Raw genomic sequence first — 22,043 nt, 5'->3', positions numbered from 1 at the left:
AGAACTCATGCGTCTGTCGTCCGTCGGCACCAAGCTGGCCGGCCTCTCCGGTCTGCGGAGCATCATGGAGGACGTCGCCTCCAGCACCGCGGGCGCGGCGGAGGGGGAGTGGCTGAACCTGAGCGTGGGCAACCCCGCCGTGATCCCCGAGGCCCGGGAGATGTGGCGGGAGGCTCTGTCGACGGCGCTGGCGCAGGAGTTCGACCAGGTCAGCTGCCGCTACGGCGCTTCCCGTGGGAACGCCGCGCTCGTGGCGGCCATAGCCGACTACTTCCGGGCGGCGTACGGCTGGGATCTCGGCCCGGAGAACATCGTGGTCGGGCCGGGCAGCCAGATGGTGTGCTTCGCGGCGGCGGCGTTGTTCGCGGGCCCCGGCGCGGGCGCGGGTGCGGGCGCCGACTCCGGTGCCGGTGCCGGTGCCGACTCCTCTTCCTCTTCCGGTTCCGAGGTGATGCGCCGCCTGGTGCTGCCCCTGACTCCCGACTACACCGGCTATCAGGGCCTGTGCATGCACGAGGACGGCGTGGTGGGCCTCGCGCCCCGGGTCGGGACGGAGGGGGCCCATCGGTTCCGCTACTCCCTGGATCTCGACGCCCTCGCGCGCCGGCGGGACATCGGGATGCTGCTCATCTCCAGCCCCGGGAACCCCACCGGCAGATCCATCGACCAGGCCGACCTGGACGGCCTGATCGCGGTCGCCGCGGACCGCGACGTACCGCTCTTCGTCGACCACGCCTACGGCGCGCCGTTCCCGAGGATCGCCGACGTACAGGTCGAGCCGGTGTGGCACGAGAACGTCGTCAACTGCTTCTCCGTCTCGAAGGCCGGGCTCCCCGGTGAACGGGTCGGCTTCGCGATCGGCGCACCCCAGTACGTGGGTGCGCTGGCCGCCTTCATGTCCAACTCCGTGCTGCACGCGCCGCAGCTGCCCCAGGCCGCCGTGGCGCACGTGCTGCGCGGCGGGCGGCTGGACGAGGTCACGCGGGAGGCCATCGCCCCGCACTACCGCGAGAAGAAGCGGTTCATGGCCGAACTGCTCGAGGAGCAGCTGCCGAGCGGCCTGAACTGGCGGCTGCACTCCGGGGCCGGGGGGATGTTCGCCTGGGTGTGGATCGACCATCCGTGGTTCGACGACATGGAGCTGTACCGGCGCCTCAAGGAGAAGCGGGTGTTCGTCGTCCCGGGCCGGCACTTCTTCGTGGGCACACCGTCCGACCCCCTCCCGGAGGGCCACGCCACGCGCTGCTTCCGCATGAGCGTGAGCGCCCCCGAGAAGGTGATCGTCGAGGGCGTGCAGCGCCTGGCGGACACGCTGGAGGAGATGCGCGCGGAGGCGGACGACGCCTGAGGCCCCGGGCCTCGCGGAACCCTGACGGGGCGGGCATACGGAGTGACGCTCGTGCCCTAGGGGGTGCCTCAGTTGCCCTACGGGGCCGTGCCGCGCGGGACCGGCCGCGCCCCCTACGGGGTGCCCTCCCTTGCCTTACGGGGTGCCTCCGTTGCCCTGGGGGGTGCCTCCGTTGCCCTGGGGGGGTGCCTCCGTTGCCCTGGGGGGGGTGCCTCCGTTGCCCTGCGAGGCCGTGCCCATACGGGGGTGCCTTCCCGGGCCCTACGGGACGTGCCGTGCGAGAACGGCCGTGCCCTACGGGGTGCCCTCCCCGGCCCTACGGGCCGTGCCGTTGCGGGAGCGTGGCCGTGCCCCTACGGGGTGGCCGGACTCACCTCCCCGGGGCACCCACCCCCTCGGCGCCGAACAGGCCCGCCCCGTCGGCCGCGCGTGAGCGCAGGCGGTGCGGGGGCCCGAAGAGCAGCTCGTCCCCGGCCGCGCGCTTGAAGTACAGGTGTGCCTCGTGCTCCCACGTGAAGCCGATGCCGCCGTGCAGCTGCACGGTCTCCGAGGCGGCGAGACGCAGCGCGTCGAGCCCCTGCGCGAGCGCGAGCCCGCCGGCCCGTTCGGCGCCCGGCCCCTCCGTCCCGGCGGCCCGCGCCCCCGCCGCCCACGCCGCGTAGGAGACGGCCGAGCGCGCCGCCTGGACCTGTACGTACACCTCGGCGAGGCGGTGTTTCACCGCCTGGAAGGAGCCGATCGGCCGCCCGAACTGTTCCCGGCGGCGCACATGGTCCAGGGTGCGCTCCAGCGCGCGCTCGGCCGCCCCGACGGCCTCGGCGGCCAGGACGGTGGCGGCGGCGTCCCCGACGGCGGCGAGCACACCGGGTACGTCACCGTCGTCGTCCCCCAGCAACTCCGCTCGCACATCCCGCAGTTCGACGCGCGCCTGGGCGCGGGTCTCGTCGAGTGAGGTCCGGCGCGTCCGTGCCATGCCGGGCGCCCCTTCCCGTACGAGGAAGAGGCGCGTCCGGGACCGGGCGAAGCCACCCGCATGCGCGGCGACGACCAGCAGCCCCGCGCTGTGCCCGTCGAGCACCTGCTCGGCCTGCCCGTACAGCCGCCACCGCCCGTCGCGGATCCGGGCCTGGACACCGCCCGCGCGGCCACCGCCCGCCCAGTCGCCGCGGTTGTCGCCGACCAGGCCGAGCGCGGTGGCGAGCCCGGCGCCGGGCACGGCGAGGGTCGCGGTCAGCTCGCCCGCCGCGATCCGGGGCAGCAGCGCGGCACGCTGCTCGCCGGTGCCGAGGGCGAGGACGAGCGGGGCGGCGAGGACGGCGGTGGCGAACAGCGGCGACGGGGCCAGAACGCGCCCCAACTCATCGCCGACGACGGCGAGGTCCGCCACCGCGCAGCCCACGCCTCCATACGCCTCCGGGAGCGCGAGGCCGGGCAGACCGAGCTGGCCGGCGAGGACGGCCCACAGGGCGGTGTCATGACCGGCGGGGGTGCGCACGGCGGCCTTGACGTCGTCGGGGCCGCAGCGTTGGGCGAGGAGGTCGCGAAGGGTGCGGCGGATCTCCTCCTGCTCGGCGCTGAAAGCGGCGTCCATCGGCGGGCTCCTCCCCGGGCCCGGCGGCGGCCGGACCGCGACTGACGGACATCTGTCGGGACGTCCGACGCCAGAACTGACGGCGCGTCATATTAGGACCGCACCGCCGAGTTGCCCAGAGCGACGCCGTGGCGACCACCGCCGACACCCTCCTCCCGAGGGCCTTATCTGATGTACCGTCAGTTTCATGTCCGCCACCCTCCGCCGCTCCACCTCGCGCAAGGTCGCCGTCGTCGGGGTCGCCCTGTCGGACTGCGGCCGGGTCGAGGAGGCCACGCCCTACGCCCTGCACGCCCAGGCGGCCCGCCGCGCCCTGGCCGACTGCGGTCTGGGCCGCGAGGTCATCGACGGCGTCGCCTCGGCGGGCCTCGGCACCCTCGCGCCCGTCGAGGTCGCCGAGTATCTCGGCCTCGCGCCCCGCTGGGTGGACTCCACCTCGGTGGGCGGCGCCACCTGGGAGGTCATGGCGGCGCACGCGGCGGACGCGATAGCGGCGGGGCGGGCGAACGCCGTCCTCCTCGTGTACGGGTCGACGGCCCGCGCGGACATCAGGGCGGGGCGCCGCACGTCGAACCTCTCCTTCGGCGCGCGCGGCCCCTCGCAGTTCGAGGTCCCGTACGGGCACTCCCTGATCGCCAAGTACGCGATGGCCGCGCGCCGCCACCTGCACCAGTACGGGACGACCCTGGAGCAGCTCGCCTCGGTGGCCGTGCAGGCTCGGGCCAACGCGGCGACCAACCCGGACGCGATGTTCCGCGACCCGATCACGGTGGACGACGTCCTGGCCGGCCCGATGATCGCGGACCCGTTCACCAAGCTGCACTGCTGCGTGCGTTCCGACGGCGGCTGCGCGGTGCTGCTGGCCGCACAGGAGTACGTGGCGGACTGCGCGTCCGAGCCGGTGTGGATCCTCGGCACCGGCGAGCACGTGTCCCACACGACGATGTCCGAGTGGGCCGACTTCACGGTCTCCCCGGCGGCGGTCAGCGGTGCGCTCGCCTTCGCGCGGGCGGGCGTACGGCCGCGGGACGTGGATGTCGCCCAGATCTACGACGCCTTCACGTACATGACGCTGGTGACGCTGGAGGACCTCGGCTTCTGCGCCAAGGGCGAGGGCGGCGCGTTCGTGGAGGACGGCCGCCTGCTGCGTACCGGCGCCCTGCCGACCAACACCGACGGCGGCGGCCTGTCCGCCCAGCATCCCGGCATGCGGGGCCTGTTCCTCCTGGTCGAGGCGGTACGACAGCTCCGCGGCGACGCGGGCGCCGGCCAGGTCCGACGCCCCGACGGCACCCTCCCGGAGGTGGCGGTGGCCTCGGGAACGGGCGGCTGGTTCTGTTCGTCGGGGACGGTGGTGCTGGGGCGGGGGTGAGGGGGGCGGGGGCGGGGGCGGGGGCGGGGGTTCCGTCGCGCTTGACACCCGGCGCCCCGCGCCCGCCGCTCCGCGTCACAATCGGCGTATGAGCACTTCCGGAGCAGGATCGTCGCGGGACTCCGCGCAGGGGGCCGCGCCCCATTCGTCCGATGGCCAGGCATGCGCGCCCTCCGCGGCCGCGTTCCAGGAGTTGCTGCGGGGTCAGCGCGTCTGGGACGTCGAGTTGCCGGCGTTCGACCCGGGCACGGCGCCCGCCGTGCCGCTGCCCCTCTTCCGCGCGTGGTTCGCGGAGGCGGTGGCCGCCGGGCAGCCCGAGCCGCACACCATGGGCCTGGCGACGGTCGCCGAGGACGGCGGCCCCGACGTACGGACCGTGATGCTGCACGGCGCCGACGACCACGGCTGGCACTTCGCCTCGCACGCCGGCAGCGCGAAGGGCCGCCAGCTCGCCGCCCGCCCGGAGGCCGCCCTGCACTTCTACTGGGCCTCGCAGGGCCGCCAGATCCGGATCAGGGGCAAGGTCACGACGGCCCCGCACACCGAGAGCCTCGCCGATCTGCACGCCCGCTCGACCGGCGCCCTGGCCGCCGCACTGGTGGGCCGGCAGAGCGAAGTCCTGCGTACGTACGAGGAGTTGGAGCACGCCTCCGACGCCGCCTGGGAGCGCGCGCGGGCCGAGCCGGACGCGGACGCGCCGACGTGGACGCTTTATGCGCTGGACCCGTTGGAGGCGGAGTTCTTCCAGGGAGACGCACGGCGCCGGCACGTGCGCCTGCGCTACCGCAGGGCGCGGCCCGACGAAGGCTGGACCCGGGAGCTGCTCTGGCCGTAGAGCCGTAACCCTGACTGTAGCCCTCACCGGGGCCGCACCTGCCCCGTCTCAGCGGCCGAAGTCGTACTGGGCGAAGTCCCGCACGGGCCGGTAACCGATCCGCTGATAGAGCCCGTTGCTGGTCGGATTGGCGAGGTCCGTGAAGAGCAGGACCTCGTCGGCGCCCGCGTCGAGGGCGGCGCGGGTGACGGCGACGGTCGCGGCACCGCCGTATCCCCGGCCGCGCAGGGTGGCCGGGGTGTAGACGGGGGCGACGCGGACCTGCCCGGCGGTGCGGCGCGTGACGCCGGCCATCGCGGCGGGCGTGCCGTCGGGGGTCTCCCAGAGGGTGACGCCGCCATAGGCGAGACGGGCGCTCACCCAGGCGCCGGAGTCCATGGCCGGGGGCTCACCGACGGCCTCGCCGAACTCCCGGTGCCACCGCGCCAACAGCTCCCGGTCGCGTTCGTCGGCGACCCGGGCACGGCCGGGCGGCGCGGGCTCGGGCGGGGTGAGGGTGCCGAGCCGGTAGAGCCGCTGGCGGAAGCCGGGCGTCGCGGTGGCGCCCGTGTGCTTCTCCCAGGCCTGGGCGAAGGCCCGCGCGGTGTCCTGGTCGGCGCCGACGCCGGGCAGGTCACCGGTGACGTCGGCGAGCTGCCGGGCGAGGGCGTCGGCGGCTTCGCCGGTGACGGGGCTGACCATCAGCCGGTGCGGCGGCGTACGCAGGAAGGCGCCTTGGACGCGGCCCGCGTCATCGGCGTACGTACCGAAGAGGGGCGCCCCTTCCCCGTACGCCTGGAGTCCCGAGACGCGCAGGGTGTCGGTGACGCTCAGGAGGGCGGTGTGCAGGGCGGGCGCGGAGTGCAGGAACTTGTCGGCGCGCCCGTGAAAGACGCCGAGGTCGCCGGTCAACTGCCAGTGGCCATGGGCATAGGCATAGGCATGGGCACGGGCACGCGCGTCATGGGACATGCCCCATGATTGCCCGGACGGCCCGGCCCGCACAAAGCTTTTCCCGGGCCCGGGCGGCCTCACCGTGCGCCCCGTGACACCTGGCAGCCGGTGGCCGGTAGCCGGTAGCCGGTAGCCGGCCTACTCGCCCGCCCCGGCGCTCACCCTGAAGACCGGAACCGCGAACCCCCCGACCCTGTCCACCCCGACGCCGTCCGCCCCGGCCCCGTCCACCCCCGGCCCGAGGAACCGGAACGTCACCTCCAGCGCCATGCCGATCCGCAGCCGTTCGGTCACCCCAGAGCCGATGAGTTCCGTCATCATCCGGGGACCCTCCGCGAGGTCGACGACCGCGGCGACGTAGGGGACACGCGCGCCGAACGGCGGCAGGTCGTTCCGGTGCACCACCGACCAGGTGTAGAGCGTGGCGCGGCCGCTCGCCCGCTCCCAGGTGACGTCCTCGCTCCAGCACCGCGGGCAGAACTCGCGCGGATAGTGGTGCGCCACCCCGCACGCCCCGCAGCGCCGGATCAAGAGCCGCCCCTCGGCGGCCGCGTCCCAGTACGGCCGGGTGAACGCATCCGGCTCCGGAAGATCGAACCGCGCCTGCTCCCCGGCCGCGCCGCCCCCGCTCACCGGAAGAGGCCGAGCGCGTGGTCGAGGGACCATGTCTGCCAGGACATGGCGAAGAGGGCGACCAGCGAGATGAGCGCCATCATCGCGTTCTGCCCTTGCTCGGCCCAGTCGTGGATCATGAGGACGAGGTAGAGCAGGTTGAGCAGCAGCCCGCCGACCAGGGCGACCGGGGTGAGGAACCCGAGGACCAGCCCCAGTCCGAGGGCGAGTTCGGCATGGACGACGACGTACGCGATCACCTTGGGGCGGGGCGCGACGACGGTGGCGAAGCCGCTGCGGACCACGCTCCACCGATGCCCGGCGGCGACATCGGCCGCCCACGCGATCCCCGTGCCCCGTTCGAGCCAGCCCTTCTTGTCCTTGTGACGCCAGCTCTCCAGCCACCACAGCCCGAGCCCCGCGCGCAACACGGCCACCCACTCGGCCCCGCTGAGCCAGATCGAGTCCACCCCGCGCACCCCTCTCCCCCTCGCCGCAGCCCACACCGATGCCTCGACGCTGCTTCTGACGGTACGTCAGTTCAGCGCACCGGTGTCACGAGCGCAAGGGGGCGGCGGGGCGACCAGGGGGCGGCGAGCGGCGGAGCCCGGCGCCCCCGTGATCGATTCGCAACCGATTCCGGACTTGTCCGTCACCCGTCAAGTAAGCGCGCGGTTACTCTCCAGTCATGGCCGACCCGACAGCCCCGCCGACGACCCGCCCGCAGCCCCGCCACCCCGTGTACGTCATCGGTGGCGGGCCCGGTGGCCTGGCCGTCGCGGCGGCGCTGCGCGCGCGAGGCGTCCGCGCGGTCGTCCTGGAGAAGTCCGGGCACGTCGGCGCCTCCTGGCGCGGCCACTACGACCGCCTCCACCTGCACACGACCCGCCGCCTCTCCGCCCTGCCCGGCCTCGCCATGCCCAGGGCGTTCGGCCGCTGGGTGTCACGGGACAACCTGGTCCGCTACCTGGAGAAGTACGCCGAACACCACCGCCTCGACGTCGTCACCGGAGTCGAGGTGACCGGCCTGGAGCGCACCGCCGACGGCACCGGCTGGCTGCTGCTCGCCACCGGCGGCCGGGAGCTGACCGGCAGCGCGGTCGTGGTCGCCACCGGCCACAACCACACGCCCCGCCTCCCCGACTGGCCCGGCCGCGACACCTACCGCGGCGAACTGCTGCACGCCGCCGACTACCGCGCCCCGGCGCCCTTCGCCGGCAAGGACGTCCTGGTCGTCGGCGTCGGCAACACCGGCGCGGAGATAGCCGTCGACCTGGTCGAGGGCGGCGCCGCCCGGGTCCGCCTCGCGGTGCGCACCGCCCCGCACATCGTGCGCCGCTCCACGGCCGGCTGGCCCGCCCAGCTCACCGGCATCCTGTGCCGCAGACTGCCGGCCGCGCTGGTCGACCGGCTCGCCGTGCCGTTCGCCCGGATCTCCGTCCCCGACCTGTCGGCGCATGGGCTGCCGCGACCGGACACCGGGCTCTACTCCCGGGCCAGGCAGGGCGCGATCCCCGTGCAGGACGTCGGACTGATCGACGCCGTGCGCAAGGGCCGGGTCGAGCCCGTCGCCGCCGTGGAGTCCTTCGAGGACGGCAAGGTCGTCCTGGCGGACGGCAGCAGGATCGAGCCGGACGCCGTCATCGCCGCGACCGGCTACCGCCGCGCCCTGGAGGGCCTGGTCGGCGACCTCGGCGTCCTCGACGCACGCGGACGCCCCACCGCGCACGGCCGCCGCACCCCGAAGCGGGCCCCCGGCCTGTACTTCACCGGCTTCACCAACCCCATCAGCGGGATGCTCCGCGAACTGTCCCGCGACGCCGAGAAGATCGCGAGAGCGATAGCCCGCCGCAGCCGCAAGGCCACCCCTTAAGGGGCGCGCCCGAAAACCCCCACCCCGGCCGATTCCCCCCTTGGCAGCAAGGGGATTCCACGCTTCCGTGGACGGCGGAACGGAACACGAAACCACCCCCGCCCCACGGCCTCACCGCCCCACCGCCCCACGGCCTCACCGCCCCACCGCCCCACGGCCTCACCGCCCCGCCGGCCCACCGGCCCACCGGCCCACCGGCCCACCGGCCCACCGGCCCACCGCCAAGGGCACCAGCCTTTGCCTGCATCCCCATTCCTGACGGGGCGTCAGTTCAGTAATCTGACTGTGCGTCAGTAAGTGCTGTCACACAGGAGCGGGTGGACCGATGCTTGGATCGACTCACGGCACCTTCACCACCGACCCCCGCCGCGCCCATGTCGTGGCCTGCGGCGAACTCCCTCCCGCCGCCGTCCACGGCAGGGCCACCACGGCGGGCGACCTGGACGTCAGCGGCCGGCCGCTGCACGCCGACGTGCCCGACCTGGACCGCTTCTTCCGGCCCGAGTCCGTCGCCGTCGTCGGCGCCTCGGACACCGAGGGGCGGCCAGGCGCCGGCATCACCCGCCGGCTCATCGCCTGGGCCGAGCGGACCGGCGCACGCCTGCACCCCGTGCACCCCACCCACCGGTCGGTCTTCGGCATCCCCTGTTCCCCTTCCGTCGCCGACCTTCCCGAACCGGTCGACCTCGCCGTCCTGCTCGTCGCCGACCCGCTGCCCGTGATCGAGCAGCTCGCCGAGGAGAAGGTGCGGTTCGCCGTGGCCTTCGCCGCCGGTTTCGCCGAGACCGGTGACCAGGGCGCGGCCGCCCAGGCCCGCCTCGCCGCCGCCGTACGCCGCTCGGGCCTGCGGCTGCTCGGCCCCAACACCAACCTCAACGCCTTCGAGCAGTTCCGCGACGACCTCGAGGGCCCCGCCATCGCGCTGATCACCCAGTCCGGCCACCAGGGCCGCCCCCTCTTCGGCCTGCAGGAGCTCGGCATACGCCTCTCCCACTGGGCGCCCACCGGCAACGAGGCCGACCTGGAGACCTCCGACTTCATCTCCTACTTCGCCGAGCGCCCCGAGGTCGGCGCCATCGCCTGCTACGTCGAAGGGCTCAAGGACGGCCGCGCCTTCCTGCTCGCCGCCGACCGGGCCGCCCGGCGGGGCGTGCCCGTCGTCGCCGTCAAGGTCGGCCGCACCGAGACCGGCGCCCGCACGGCGGCCTCCCACACCGGCAAGCTGACCGGGGCCGACGCGGTGGTGGACGCGGCCATGCGGCAGTTCGGCGTGATCCGCGTGGACGGGCTGGACGAGCTCCAGGACACCGCCACCCTGCTGGCCCGGGCCCGCGCGCCGCTCGCCGACGGAGTCGCCGTCTATTCGATCTCGGGCGGCACGGGCGCGCACTTCGCGGACCTGGCGACCGAGGCGGGGCTGCGCCTGCCCACGCTCCGCGCCGCCAAGCAGGCCGAGCTGCACCAGTGGATACCGCCGTACCTGAACGTCACCAACCCCGTCGACAGCGGCGGCCACCCCGTGGGCGACTGGCGCGGCCGCAAAATCATCGACGCGATCCTCGCCGATCCGCAGGTGGGTGTGCTCGTCTGCCCCATCACCGGCCCCTTCCCGCCGATGAGCGACCAGCTCGCGCGGGACCTGGTGGAGGCGGCCGAGCAGACGGACAAACTGGTGTGCGTGGTGTGGGGGTCGCCGGTCGGCACCGAGGACGCCTACCGCCGTACGCTGCTCGGCTCCTCCCGCGTCGCCACCTTCCGCACCTTCGCCAACTGCATCACGGCGGTGCGCGCCCATCTGGACCACCACCGCTTCACCACCGGCTACCGCTCCCCCTTCGACGAGGCGCCGCGCACCCCCTCGCCGTCCTTCCGCAAGGCGCTGGCCCTGATGCGGCCCGGCGAGCAGCTCAGCGAGCACGCGGCGAAGCAACTGCTGCGGGCGTACGGGATCCGCGTACCGCGCGAGCAGTTGGTGACCAGCGCGGCGGCGGCCGTCCGCGCCGCCGCACTCGTCGGCTACCCGGTCGTCATGAAGGCCTCCGGCGCCCGGATCGCGCACAAGACCGAGCTGGGCCTGGTGAAGCTCGGGCTGACCTCCGCGAGTCAGGTGCGGGACGCCTATCGGGAGCTGACGGACATCGCCCGCTACGAAGAGGTGGCGCTGGATGGCGTCCTGGTCTGCCAACTGGTCGAGCCGGGCGTCGAGATGGTCGTCGGGGTCACCCACGATCCGCTTTTCGGGCCGACCGTGACGGTGGGGCTCGGCGGTGTGCTCGTCGAGGTCCTGCGGGACACGGCGGTACGGGTGCCGCCCTTCGGCGAGGACCAGGCGACGGCCATGCTGCACGAGCTGCGCGGCCGCGCCCTGCTGGACGGGGTCCGCGGGGCGCCGCCCGCCGATGTGGACGCGCTCGTGGAAGTGGTGCTGCGGGTCCAGCGGATGGCCCTCGAACTGGGCGGCGAACTGGCGGAGCTGGACATCAATCCGCTGATGGTGCTGCCCCGGGGGCAGGGCGCCGTCGCCCTCGACGCGTTCGCCACCTGCCGTCCCTGACCGTGCCCCCGCCCCTCGCCCGGCGACCTGCCCCCCTGTCCCCCCGGCCCGCCTACGGACCCGGCCATCCGCCACCCGGCCACCCGGCGCACGGCCACCCGGCACCCGGCACCCGGCGCTCCAGGACACGGTGACCCGCGCCCCTGCCGGCCCGGCCCTCGAAACGGAGCCACTCCCTCATGACAGCCGCCTTCCCCTCAGCGCGCGACGAAGCTCCCGACCCCTCGCGTCCCTTGATACGGCACACCACTGACAACGGCGTCTCGTGGATCACGTTCAACCGGCCCGAGGTGCTGAACGCCCTCACCTGGGACCAGCGCGAACGCGTCATCACGCTGCTCGACGAGGCCTCCGCCGACCCCGCCGTGCGGGCCGTCGTGATCACCGCCGTCGGCAAGGGCTTCTGCGCGGGCGCCGACCTGCGCGCGGCACCCCCCTCAGCCGAGACGTCCTCACCCGGCGAACGCCAGGCGCCCCCGCCCGCAGCACGCACGGCCGGTGATGTCGCCCGGACCATCAGGCGGGGCGCCCAGCGCCTGATCTCCGCGGTGTTGGACTGCGAGAAGCCGGTCATCGCCGCCGTGAACGGCACCGCGGCCGGCCTCGGCGCTCATCTCGCCCTCGCCTGCGACCTGGTGATCGCCGCCGAACCGGCGCGGTTCATCGAGGTCTTCGCGCGCCGCGGCCTCGTACCCGACGGCGGCGGCGCCTATCTGCTGCCCCGCCTGATCGGCCCGCAGCGGGCCAAGGAGCTGATGTTCTTCGGGGACGCCGTGTCCGCCGCCGACGCCGAACGCCTCGGCCTCGTCAACCGCGTCGTACCGGCCGCCGACCTGGAGAAGACGGCGCGGGAGTGGGCCGAGCGCCTGGCGGCCGGGCCGACCCGGGCCCTCGCCCTGACCAAGCGCCTGGTCAACGCGTCCCTGGAGTCGGACCGCGCGACGGCCTTCGCGGCGGAGGCGGACGCCCAGGAGATCAACATGACCACGGCGGACGCGCACGAAGGCATCACCGCCTTCACGGAACGCCGCGCCCCCACCTACCAAGGCCGCTGACAGCCCCCCGGGCCCCTCAAAGCCACCACCTCAGCCCCTCGCCCTGCTGCACACCACCGCCGTACCCACCCTCCCCGCCCCCCCGCCTCAACGGCCCACCGCCTCACGCCCCTCGCCCCCCCTGCCTCGGGCGCCCCACCACCGCACACACCCCGGCCCCCACCTCGACGGCCCCCCACCTCGGCGGCCCCGCCCCCCTCACCCCCGGCGCCGCACCAGCACCTCGATGTCCGGGGAGTCCGGGTCACCGAGCGCCACGAACAGCTCGGGGCGCTCCTCCGTCCCGCCGACAGTCCACCGCTGGTCGCCCCCGCACGCATCGGTCTCCACCGCCACCGCCGGGCGCCGCTCGTAGAGCGCGTCGCCCAGCGTCCACGTGCCGGTGGCATGACAGCGGGACAGCCCGCTGCCGTCGTACGCGTCGCCCGGCTCCCGCTCGAAGGGGGTGCCGTCCAGCACGGCCCGCCCGTCGCCCCGCAGCCGCAGGACCACGCTCTCGTCGTCCTCGCCGCGCCAGGTGCCGGCGAGCTGCGCGGCGGAGAGCCGCGGCGGTTCGTACTCCTTGAGGACCCCCGTCAGAGTGGCCAGGACCGCGGCGCCGAAGACCGCCGCGCACAGGCCGAGCGAGGCGAGCCCCGACAGGATCCACACCTTCCGCAGCGGCCGGCCCAGGCGCTTCTCGCGCCGCAGGCAGTACGCGATGTTCAGCACGGGCAACACACCGCTCGCCGCGCACCACAGCACCGGCGCCACGAAGGTCGCGCCCAACACCGCGAACAGGAGGCCCCACACGGCGGCGACCGGCAGCAGGCACAGGAGCGACCAGGCCCACTCGGGGCCCCGGCGAAGGCGCGCGGCGGCCAGGCGGCCGAGGCCGACGGCGGGGAGGGTGAGCACGGCGGCGTGCAGCAGGCCGAGGACCGGCAGCATGAAGGGGCCGAGGAGAAGGGCGCAGGCCAGCCCGAAGGCGGGACCGCCCGCCCCCCGGGCGTCGTCGTCGAGCGTCAGCGTGAACGCCACCACGCCGGCCACCGGCAGCTGCGCCGCGCACGCCGCCGACGCGGCCCGCAGCCGGATGCCGCTCCAGGTCCCCTCAGGGCCCGCTTTCTTGGTGCCCCCACCGGCGTTTCCCCACTTCATGGGCCTGAAGATACGCGTGGGGCGGGAGTGGCCCCGCCCCGCCCTTCCCACCCCTGCCGGGCTTCCCAACTGACGCTCCGTCAGCTTCAATGGGCAGCGTGATGGGACACGCAGGGATGGCGGCCGCCGCCGTCCGGTACCTCAGGTCGGTCGGGGCGCCCACCTCGGGCCCCGCGCCGAGGACGCCTTCGGACGAGGACCTGCCGCGCCCCCGGCTGCGGGCGGTCGGCGACGACGAACGGGCCCCGCTGGACCCGGGCGAGTTCCGCCGCGTCCTCGGCAACTTCGCGACGGGCGTCACCGTGATCACCGCTCCCCCCGGCGAAGAGGGCGAAGGCCCGGCGGGCTTCGCCTGCCAGTCGTTCTCCTCGCTCTCCCTCGACCCGCCGCTGGTCTCCTTCATGGTGGCGCGTACGTCGACCACCTGGCCCCGCATCGCCCGCGCCGGCGTCTTCTGCGTGAACATCCTCGGCGCCGACCAGGGCGAGCTGTGCCGGGGCTTCGCGGTGAGCGGCGCCGACAAGTTCGCCGGGGTGGCCTACGACGCGGCGCCCGTGACCGGCTCCCCGCGCCTGGCCGGCGCCCCCGCCTGGATCGACTGCACGGTCCAAGCGGTGCACACCGGCGGCGACCACCTCATCGTGGTGGGCAGGGTGGACGCCCTCGGCACCACCGGCACGGACCCGGCACCGCTGCTCTTCCACCGGGGCGGGTTCGGCCGCTTCACGCCCTGAGGGCCGGGAGGGCCGGCAGGTCCGCCGGGTCGCGCCGCCGCACCACCAGGGCCATCAGTGCCGCCGCCGCGCACAGCGCCCCGGAGGCGTACCAGATCACGTCGTACGACCCGAAGGTGTCCCGCACGACACCGCCGAGGAACGCCACCACGGCGGCGCCCACCTGGTGCGAGGCAAGGACCCAGCCGAAGACGATCGCGCTGTCGTCGCCGTAGTGCTCGCGGCACAGGGCGAGGGTCGGCGGGACGGTCGCGACCCAGTCCAGGCCGTAGAAGACGATGAAGAAGAGCATCGGCGGGTGGACGTTCGGGGCGAGCAGGATCGGCAGGAAGAGCAGCGAGACGCCGCGCAGCGCGTAGTACACGGCGAGCAGGCGCCGCGCGTCGAAGCGGTCGGTGAGCCAGCCCGAGGCGATGGTGCCGACGACGTCGAAGACGCCGATGACGGCGAGCAGCGAGGCGGCGGCCGTGATGGGCATGCCGTGGTCGTGCGCGGCGGGCACGAAGTGGGTCTGGATCAGGCCGTTCGTCGAGGCCCCGCAGATCGCGAAGCTCCCCGCGAGCAGCCAGAACGGTCCGGTGCGGGCTGCCTTCAGGAGCACGCCGACGGTGCGCCGGGCGGCCCCGGCGACGGGCGGCGGCTTCGGGGCGAACTCCGTGGCGCCGTACGCCTTCAGGCCCACGTCGGCCGGGTGGTCGCGCAACAGCAGCCAGACGAAGGGGACGACCGCCAGCGCGGCGAGCGCGACCGTCACGGCGGCCGGCCGCCACCGGTAGGTGTCCACGATCCAGGAGAGCAGCGGCAGGAAGATCAGCTGGCCGGAGGCGGAGGCGGCCGTGAGGATGCCGGTGACCAGGCCACGCCGCTCGGTGAACCAGCGGTTGGTGACGGTGGCGGCGAAGGCGAGCGCCATCGAGCCCGAGCCGAGCCCGACGAGCAGCCCCCAGCACAGCAGGAGCTGCCAGGCGGACTCCATCCACACGGTCAGCCCGGAGCCGAGGGCGATGACGATCAGGGCGACCGCGACGACCCTGCGGATGCCGAAGCGGTCCATCAGCGCGGCGGCGAACGGCGCGGTGAGGCCGTACAGCGCGAGGTTGACGGAGACCGCGAGGCCGATGGTCCCGCGCGACCAGCCGAACTCCTGGTGCAGCGGGTCGATGAGCAGACTCGGCAGGGAGCGGAACGCGGCGGCGCCGATGATCGTCACGAACGCGACGGCGGCGACGAACCACGCCCGATGCACACGCCCCCCACGACGCCCCGCCCCAATCGCCCCCTGCGCCTCGCTCGGACCGCTCGGCCCACTCGGCTCACTCCGACTGCTCGGGTCGCCCAGGCCACTCGGCTCACTCGGGCCACTCAGGTCACTGGGACCACTCGGCTCACTCGGGCCGCCCGGGCCACTCAGGTCGCTCGGACCACTCAGGTCACTGGGCTCACTCTGACCGCTCGGGCCGCCCGGGCCACTCTGGCCACTCAAGTCACTCGGGCCACTCGGGCCACTCAAGTCACTCGGGCCATGGGATCCACTCGGCCCGGCGGTTCCCGCGGGCGGCTCCGTTGTCTGGGTCACGTCATCAAGGCTCGGGGACGGGCTGGCCCGAAACGAGTGGCCCGAAGGTCATGGTTCGCTAGGATCGGGCCATGCCCGCCTCCGACGGCACCTCTGGCCCGGCCCACCGGCGCGCCCCCGAAACCGCGCCCCGCCACCGCGTGGTCGTCCTCGCCCTCGACGGGGTGATCCCCTTCGAGCTGGGCATCCCGCAGCGGATCTTCGGCCGGGCGCGGGACGCCGCGGGCCGCCCGCTGTACGAGGTCGTCACCTGCTCCGTGCGGGCGCCGGGCCCGGTCCGGTCGGACGCGGACTTCGCGATCCTGGTCGAGCACGGCCCGCGGGCGCTGGCCACGGCGGACACGGTCGTGATCCCGGCCTCGTACGAACTGGGGCCGGTCTACGAAGAGGGCCGCCTCACCGGCGAACTCGCCGCCGCCCTCGCGCACATCAGGCCGGGCACCCGCCTGATCTCGATCTGCACGGGCAGCTACGTCCTGGCCGCCGCCGGCCTCCTAGACGGCCGCCCGGCGACCACGCACTGGGCGAGCGCCGCCCACTTCCAGCAGCTGTTCCCGCAGGTCGAGGTGGACGCGGACGTGCTGTTCATCGACGACGGCGACGTGCTGACGTCGGCGGGCGTGGCCGCGGGGATCGACCTCTGCGTCCATCTCGTACGCCGCGACCACGGCACCGCGGTCGCCAACGACGTGGCCCGCCGCACGGTCGTACCGCCCCACCGCGACGGCGGCCAGGCCCAGTACATCCAGCGCCCCGTCCCCGAGCCGCGGCTGGCGACCACCGCGGCGGCGAGGGCCTGGGCGCTGGACCGCCTCGACCAGCCGCTGCGCCTGCGCGACCTGGCCGCGCGGGAGTCCATGTCGGTGCGCACCTTCACCCGCCGCTTCCGCGAGGAGGTCGGCGTCAGCCCCGGCCACTGGCTGACCCGGCAACGCGTCGACCGCGCGCGTCACCTGCTGGAGTCCAGCGACCTCTCCGTCGACCAGGTGGCACGCGCGGCGGGCTTCGGCACGGCCCAGTCGATGCGCCAGCACCTACAGACGGCGCTCGGCGTCACCCCCACCACCTACCGCCGCACATTCCGCACCCTCACCCCCACCTGACACCACCCGCCCCTCAGAACGTCAGTACCGCCCGTGCCACCCGCCCCGCCCCCGCGTCCGCCGCCGCCCTCGCGAAGTCCTCCACCGGGTAGGTCGCCGTCACCAGTTCGTCCAGGAGCAGCCGGCCCTCCCGGTACATCCGCGCGTACAGCGCGAAGTCCCGCTGCGGGTGCGCACTGCCGTACCGGCAGCCGAGTACCGCCTTGTCCAGGAAGAGCGAGGCCACCACGAACGACGCCTCCGCCGTCGGCCCCGGCATGCCGAGCAGGACGGCCTGCCCGTGCCGGTCCAGCAGGTCCACCGCCTCCCGTACGAGCGAGACCCGCCCCACGCACTCGAAGGCGTGGTCGACGCCCTGGGGCAGGACGTCGCGCACCTCGGCGGTCGACGTGAGGAAGTGCGTGGCCCCGAACCGGCGGGCCACCGCCTCCTTGCCGGGGTTCGCGTCGACGGCGACGATCGTCGCGGCGCCCGCGATCCGCGCGCCCTGCAGGACGTTGAGGCCGATGCCGCCCGCGCCGATGACCAGCACGGTGTCGCCGAGGCCGACCTCGGCCCGGTTCAGCACCGCCCCCACGCCCGTCACGACGGCGCATCCGATCAGCGCGGCCGACGTCAGCGGCACGTCGTCGGGGATCCGCACCGCCTGCACGGCCTTGACCAGGGTGCGTTCGGCGAAGGCGGAGGTGGCCGCGAACTGGTACAGCGGCTCACCGGCCCGCGAGAACGGCCGCTCCGGCGCCCCGATGGCCTTGCGGCACATGGTCGGCCGGCCCCGCCCGCACTCGGCGCAGACACCGCAGCTGGCGATGGTGGACAGCGCCACGTGATCCCCGGGGGCCACGTGCCCGACGCCGGGCCCCACCGCCGCCACGACGCCCGCCCCCTCGTGCCCGAGGACCACGGGCGGCGGGAAGGGAATGGTCCCGTCGAGCACGGACAGATCGCTGTGGCACAGCCCGGCCGCCGCCACGGCGACCAGCACCTCGCCCGGTCCCGGGTCCCGGACCGCCAGGTCCCGCACCACCTCGGCCCGTTTCCCGTCGAAGACGACACCCCTCACCACGCACCCCTCACCGAGGCCCCCGGGCCTCTCTCGGCAGACCGAGCACCCGCTCGGCGATGATGTCGCGCTGCACCTCGTCCGAGCCGCCGTAGACGGTGTCGGCGCGGCTGAAGAGGAACAGGCGCTGCGCGGCGTCGAGTTCGTACGGCGCCGCCGCCCGCCAGTCCGCGGGGCCGACGGCGCCCGCCGCCCCCCGCACCTGGACGGCCAGCTCACCGAGCCGCTGATGCCACCGCCCCCACAGCAGCTTGGCCACGCTGGGGGCGCCGGGCAGGGCCCGCGCCCCGGAGCCGAGCGTGCGCAGCGCGTGCCACCGCATGACCCGCAGCTCGGCCCAGAGCCGCTCCAGCCGTTCGCGCACCACGGCGTCCCGCACCGCCCCGGAGGCGACCGCCTCCCGGACGACACCGGCCAACTCCTCGCCGAAGCCGATCTGTTGCGCCAGGGTGGACACCCCGCGCTCGAAGCCGAGCAGGCCCATGGCGACCCGCCAGCCGCCGCCGAGGCCGCCCACCACGTGCTCGCCGCGCGCGCGGGCGCCGTCGAAGAAGACCTCGTTGAACTCGCTGGTGCCGGTCAGCTGCCGGATGGGCCGTACGTCGACGCGGCCGGGCTGGTCCATCGGGACCAGGACGAACGAGAGCCCGCTGTGCCCCCGGGACCCTTCCTCCGTCCGCGCGAGGACGAAGCACCAGTCGGCCTCGCGCGCCAGCGAGGTCCAGATCTTCTGCCCCGTGACGCGCAGCCCCGTACCGTCGCGCACCGCCCGCGTCCGCACCCCCGCCAGGTCCGACCCGGCGCCCGGTTCGCTGTACCCCTGGCACCACAGCGCCTCGCCCCGCGCGATCGGCGGCAGGAACTGGGCCCGCTGCTCCGCGCTGCCGTACGCCAGGAGGGTCGGCGCGAGGAGGTTCTCGCCGATGTGCCCGCAGCGGGCGGGCGCCCGCGCGCGGGCGTACTCCTCGGCCCAGACGACCTGCTGGGTGAGGGTGGCCCGCCGGTTGCCGTACCCGTCGGCGTCCCAGCCGAGCCCGATCCAGCCGCCGCGTCCCAGTTCCCGCTCCCAGGCCCGGCGTTCGGCGCCGCCCTCGTGCTCGCTGCCGGGCCCGCCACGCCCGCGTACGCGCGCGTGCTCCCCGGTGAGGTGCCCGGCGAGCCAGTCGCGCGCCTCGGCTCGAAAGGCCTCGTCCTCGGGTCCGAAACCGAAATCCACCGCCCGCCCCTCTCCGCCTACGCGTTCGGGCGCGCCCCGTCGGCCGCCGCCCTTGCCATGTCCTGCACCCGCGCCAGCAGCGGCATGGGGTCGGTGCCGACCGTTCCGGGCAGGAAGTCGGCGATCCGCTCCGGCGTCCAGGACCCCTCGGCGTACGCGGCGCGCAGCTCGCGCGGCTGCGCCCACACGGCGATCTTGGGGCCGGCGATCGTGTAGACCTGCCCGGTGATCCGCTCCTGCCGGGCCCGGTCGCTCAGCAGGTAGACGACGAGGGCCGCCACGTCCTCCGGTTCGCCGATCTCGGTCAGCTCCATCGGTACGTTCGCCGACATCCGCGTCCGCGCGACGGGCGCCACCGCGTTCGCCGTCACCCCGTACTTGTGCAGGCCGAGGGCCGCGCTGCGCACCAGCGAGATGATCCCGCCCTTGGCCGCGCTGTAGTTGGCCTGGGAGACCGAGCCCTGGTGGTTGCCGCTGGTGAAGCCGATCAGGGTGCCGGAGCCCTGCCTGCGCAGCACCGCCGACGCGGCGCGGAAGACGGTGAACGTGCCCTTCAGGTGCGTGGCGAGCACCGCGTCCCACTCCTGCTCGGACATGTTGAACAGCATCCGCTCGCGCAGGATCCCGGCCACGCACACCGCCGAGTCGAGGCGTCCGTACGCGGCGAGGGCGACGTCCACGAGCCGCTGCCCGCCCGCCATGGTCGCGATGTCGTCCGCGACGGCGACGGCCTCGCCGCCCGCCGCCCGGATCTCCTCGACGACCGCGTCGGCCACCTCGCTGGCCGGCGCGGCGCCCGCCACGGAGACGCCGTGGTCGTTGACGACGACCTTCGCCCCGTGCTCCGCCGCGGCGAGCGCGACGGCCCTGCCGATGCCGCGCCCGGCACCGGTGACGGCCACCACCTCGCCTGCCAAGAAGTTCCCCACGCCGGCCCCTTCCCGCGGTTTCTGACGGACCGTTAGATTTTATGGCCCCCCGGACACCGGAAGACAAGCCCCGCGGAGGATCCATGTCGCTGCCGCCCGAGTTCCACGACATCGCCGAACGCGTGAACAACTGGGGGCGCTGGGGCTCCGCCGACGAGATCGGCACGCTCAACCTCATCACCGACGGCGTCGTGCGGGCGGCCGCCGCCGAGGTCCGCTCCGGGCGCCGCGTCCCGCTCGCGCTGCCCCTGAGGGAGGACGGCGTCCAGACGGGCCTGATCCCGGGCCGGGTGAACCCGCTGCACGCCATGGTGCAGATCAACCAGGAGCTCTTCGGCCCCGGCTCGGTCGCCACCAGCGACGACGCCGTGACGATGGGCCTGCAGACCGCCACCCACTGGGACGCCCTCACCCACGCCTCGCACTCCGGGAAGATCTACAACGGCCGCCGCGCGGACACCATCACGGCCCACGCCGGCGCGCGGTTCAGCGGCATCGACAAGGCGCCGCCCGTCGTCTCGCGCGGCGTACTGCTCGACGTGGCGCGCGCCAAGGGCGTCGACCGGCTGCCGGGCGGCCACGCGGTGACGCCCGAAGACCTGGACGAGGCCGCGGAGTTCGCGCGCGTCGCCGTCCGCGCCGGCGACATCGTCCTGGTCCGCACGGGACAGCTCCAGGTGTATCTGGCGGGCGACAGGCACGCGTACGGGCATCCGTCACCCGGCCTGTCGCTGCGCACCCCCGAGTGGTTCCACGCGCGGGACGTGGCCGCCGTCGCCAACGACACCCTGACGTTCGAGATCTTCCCGCCGGAGATCGCGGACCTGTGGCTGCCCGTGCACGCGCTCGACCTGGTGGAGATGGGCATGCTCCAGGGCCAGAACTGGAACCTGGAGAAGTTGTCCACAGCCTGTGCGGAAGTTTCCCGCTACACCTTCCTGCTGTCCGCGATGCCGGAGCCGTTCGTCGGCGGCACGGGGACGCCCGTGGCACCGGTCGCGGTGCTGTGAGCGGACGTGGCGCCCGCTCCGACCGGACATCCCGCTCCAGGGCCCCTCCTCCCGGACGGCGGCGCGTCGGGTCTCGCCCCGAGCGCGCCGCCGCGCGCCGCCATCCGGCTCGGCGCTCGACACTGCCCCCGCCCCCGGGGGGAGTCCCTCACGACAGGTGAGGGGACCGACGCCGACCTCGCGACCCACATCTCGTCGAGGATCTCCGTCACCGAGCACCCTCGACGTCCCCTCGCGGCGAATCGCTGCACACAAGCGTGATCAATCGGACACGCCACGTCAACACCGTGCCGGGGATTCATGGACTATGCCCGAATTATCCCGCCCGCGCACAGGAGCGCGCACCGTGGCACACCACGGCGCACACGGCGCTCGGGCTCAGACGGCCTCGTAGGCCACGTCGGCGTCGGTGTCCCCGTAGGACACACCGTCGAACGCCACGGCCGCGACGCCCGGTTCGCACCGGTCCACCTCGCACCAGATGCTCTTGCCGCCGCCCTCGGGCTGCCAGCCCCAGCGGTCGGCGAGACCGTCGACCAGCTCCAGGCCGCGGCCGCCCGTCTCGTCACCCTGGGCGTGCCGCTGCCGGGGCGGGCGGGTGCTGCGGTCGGCCACCTCGACCCGGACCGTCCCCGGCGCCTGGGCGGGCACACCGGGCAGCAGCATGCGCAGCACGGCCGGACAGCCGGTGTGCACCACCGCGTTGGTGACCAGTTCCGAGATCAGCAGGATCAGCGTCTCGGCCACCGGCTCGTCGACCTCTATCCCCGAGCCCGCCAGCCGTGAACGGGCCCATCGCCTGGCCCGTCCCACCTCCGCGGGATCGGCCCCGACCTCCAGCTGAACTTGAAGCACCTGCACCGCTCACACCATCCGAACCGGCGGACACATCGCCTCGCGACTCCACGGGGTCACGGAACGTGATCCCCTTAGGAGACAGCATGATTGACGTTCAGTCACCCCAACAAGCGCTTCGGGCATATTCCAGCGCGAAGGAGTACGCGTGCTGCATACTGTGCGACGCGTACCGCGGGGGGTCGAACAGGCGGGCACGGGGCCCCGTCCTGCGTCGCGAGCGGCGCGCATCGCCGGGTACGGC

The 22,043-nt window shown here is 74.3% G+C and carries 19 protein-coding genes; 9 read left to right on the top strand and 10 right to left on the bottom strand.

The window, feature by feature from the left end; genetic code table 11:
• Positions 1-7: 7 nt before the first annotated feature.
• Entirely contained in the window at positions 8-1,348 is a 1,341-nt protein-coding gene (locus ACZ516_RS16600) for an aminotransferase class I/II-fold pyridoxal phosphate-dependent enzyme (RefSeq protein ID WP_469010742.1), read from the top strand.
• 370 nt (positions 1,349-1,718) lie between these two features.
• On the opposite strand, the gene ACZ516_RS16595 is transcribed toward ACZ516_RS16600, so the two are convergent.
• Positions 1,719-2,939: an acyl-CoA dehydrogenase family protein gene (locus ACZ516_RS16595; protein ID WP_469010741.1), complete on the bottom strand. Its 1,221-nt coding sequence runs from the start codon at positions 2,937-2,939 to the stop codon at positions 1,719-1,721.
• A gap of 187 nt (positions 2,940-3,126) precedes the next feature.
• Here ACZ516_RS16595 and ACZ516_RS16590 point away from each other — a divergent pair, with 187 nt between their 5' ends.
• Together ACZ516_RS16590 and ACZ516_RS16585 are read left to right on the top strand one after the other, a co-directional pair.
• Entirely contained in the window at positions 3,127-4,311 is a 1,185-nt protein-coding gene (locus ACZ516_RS16590) for a thiolase C-terminal domain-containing protein (protein WP_361078133.1), read from the top strand.
• An 88-nt stretch (positions 4,312-4,399) separates the two neighbouring features.
• The gene (locus ACZ516_RS16585; protein WP_469010740.1) at positions 4,400-5,146 is read left to right on the top strand and encodes a pyridoxine/pyridoxamine 5'-phosphate oxidase; all 747 of its coding nucleotides are present in this window, start codon (positions 4,400-4,402) and stop codon (positions 5,144-5,146) included.
• Positions 5,147-5,194: 48 nt separating this feature from the next.
• Here the strand turns inward: ACZ516_RS16585 and ACZ516_RS16580 are convergent, their stop codons facing one another.
• The 3 genes from ACZ516_RS16580 to ACZ516_RS16570 form a co-directional block, all read right to left on the bottom strand.
• Positions 5,195-6,097, bottom strand: a complete 903-nt coding sequence (locus ACZ516_RS16580) for a GNAT family N-acetyltransferase (protein WP_469010738.1) — start codon at positions 6,095-6,097, stop codon at positions 5,195-5,197.
• A 120-nt stretch (positions 6,098-6,217) separates the two neighbouring features.
• Positions 6,218-6,745, bottom strand: a complete 528-nt coding sequence (locus tag ACZ516_RS16575; RefSeq protein ID WP_469010736.1) for a Zn-ribbon domain-containing OB-fold protein — start codon at positions 6,743-6,745, stop codon at positions 6,218-6,220.
• Positions 6,709-7,161: a DoxX family protein gene (locus ACZ516_RS16570; RefSeq protein ID WP_358580383.1), complete on the bottom strand. Its 453-nt coding sequence runs from the start codon at positions 7,159-7,161 to the stop codon at positions 6,709-6,711. The genes ACZ516_RS16575 and ACZ516_RS16570 overlap by 37 nt, the downstream gene beginning before the upstream one ends.
• Before the next feature lie 218 nt (positions 7,162-7,379).
• Between ACZ516_RS16570 and ACZ516_RS16565 the strand changes: the two genes are divergently transcribed.
• From ACZ516_RS16565 to ACZ516_RS16555, 3 genes are all read left to right on the top strand, one after another.
• A complete protein-coding gene (locus ACZ516_RS16565; RefSeq protein WP_469010734.1) occupies positions 7,380-8,564 on the top strand; it encodes a flavin-containing monooxygenase in 1,185 nt (394 codons plus the stop codon).
• Between the two features lie 325 nt (positions 8,565-8,889).
• Positions 8,890-11,118, top strand: a complete 2,229-nt coding sequence (locus ACZ516_RS16560; protein ID WP_469010732.1) for an acetate--CoA ligase family protein — start codon at positions 8,890-8,892, stop codon at positions 11,116-11,118.
• 179 nt (positions 11,119-11,297) lie between these two features.
• Positions 11,298-12,173, top strand: coding sequence for an enoyl-CoA hydratase/isomerase family protein (locus ACZ516_RS16555; protein WP_469010730.1), 876 nt, complete (start codon positions 11,298-11,300; stop codon positions 12,171-12,173).
• Positions 12,174-12,371: 198 nt separating this feature from the next.
• Here ACZ516_RS16555 and ACZ516_RS16550 read toward each other — a convergent pair whose 3' ends face one another.
• Complete coding sequence (locus ACZ516_RS16550; protein WP_361078161.1) at positions 12,372-13,313, bottom strand: YybS family protein; 942 nt, start codon at positions 13,311-13,313, stop codon at positions 12,372-12,374.
• A 101-nt stretch (positions 13,314-13,414) separates the two neighbouring features.
• Here ACZ516_RS16550 and ACZ516_RS16545 point away from each other — a divergent pair, with 101 nt between their 5' ends.
• Positions 13,415-14,047: a flavin reductase family protein gene (locus ACZ516_RS16545; RefSeq protein WP_358580434.1), complete on the top strand. Its 633-nt coding sequence runs from the start codon at positions 13,415-13,417 to the stop codon at positions 14,045-14,047.
• Here the strand turns inward: ACZ516_RS16545 and ACZ516_RS16540 are convergent.
• Positions 14,037-15,320: an MFS transporter gene (locus ACZ516_RS16540; protein WP_361078381.1), complete on the bottom strand. Its 1,284-nt coding sequence runs from the start codon at positions 15,318-15,320 to the stop codon at positions 14,037-14,039. The genes ACZ516_RS16545 and ACZ516_RS16540 overlap by 11 nt on opposite strands.
• A 374-nt stretch (positions 15,321-15,694) precedes the next feature.
• Between ACZ516_RS16540 and ACZ516_RS16535 the strand changes: the two genes are divergently transcribed.
• Positions 15,695-16,726, top strand: coding sequence for a GlxA family transcriptional regulator (locus ACZ516_RS16535; protein ID WP_469010729.1), 1,032 nt, complete (start codon positions 15,695-15,697; stop codon positions 16,724-16,726).
• 13 nt (positions 16,727-16,739) lie between these two features.
• On the opposite strand, the gene ACZ516_RS16530 is transcribed toward ACZ516_RS16535, so the two are convergent.
• Genes ACZ516_RS16530 through ACZ516_RS16520 form a run of 3 tightly spaced genes read right to left on the bottom strand, consistent with a single transcriptional unit; the run spans position 16,740 to position 19,934 of the window.
• Entirely contained in the window at positions 16,740-17,789 is a 1,050-nt protein-coding gene (locus ACZ516_RS16530) for an alcohol dehydrogenase catalytic domain-containing protein (RefSeq protein WP_361078167.1), read from the bottom strand.
• Positions 17,790-17,799: 10 nt separating this feature from the next.
• Positions 17,800-19,005 (bottom strand): acyl-CoA dehydrogenase family protein, encoded by a 1,206-nt coding sequence (locus ACZ516_RS16525; protein ID WP_361078170.1) that lies wholly within the window; start codon positions 19,003-19,005, stop codon positions 17,800-17,802.
• Positions 19,006-19,022: 17 nt separating this feature from the next.
• Positions 19,023-19,934 carry an SDR family oxidoreductase gene (locus tag ACZ516_RS16520; RefSeq protein ID WP_358580406.1) on the bottom strand — a complete coding sequence of 304 codons (912 nt, stop codon included), beginning with the start codon at positions 19,932-19,934 and terminating at the stop codon, positions 19,023-19,025.
• Positions 19,935-20,017: 83 nt separating this feature from the next.
• On the opposite strand from ACZ516_RS16520, the gene ACZ516_RS16515 reads away from it, so the two are divergent.
• Positions 20,018-20,944: a cyclase family protein gene (locus ACZ516_RS16515; protein WP_469010728.1), complete on the top strand. Its 927-nt coding sequence runs from the start codon at positions 20,018-20,020 to the stop codon at positions 20,942-20,944.
• A gap of 378 nt (positions 20,945-21,322) precedes the next feature.
• On the opposite strand, the gene ACZ516_RS16510 is transcribed toward ACZ516_RS16515, so the two are convergent.
• A complete protein-coding gene (locus ACZ516_RS16510) occupies positions 21,323-21,805 on the bottom strand; it encodes an ATP-binding protein (protein ID WP_358580410.1) in 483 nt (160 codons plus the stop codon).
• Positions 21,806-22,043: the final 238 nt, after the last annotated feature.

Source organism: Streptomyces sp. NPDC034037 (assembly GCF_055575715.1).
The sequence above is the reverse complement of the archived record's forward strand: the minus strand, read 5'-3'. Positions and strand labels throughout refer to the sequence as shown.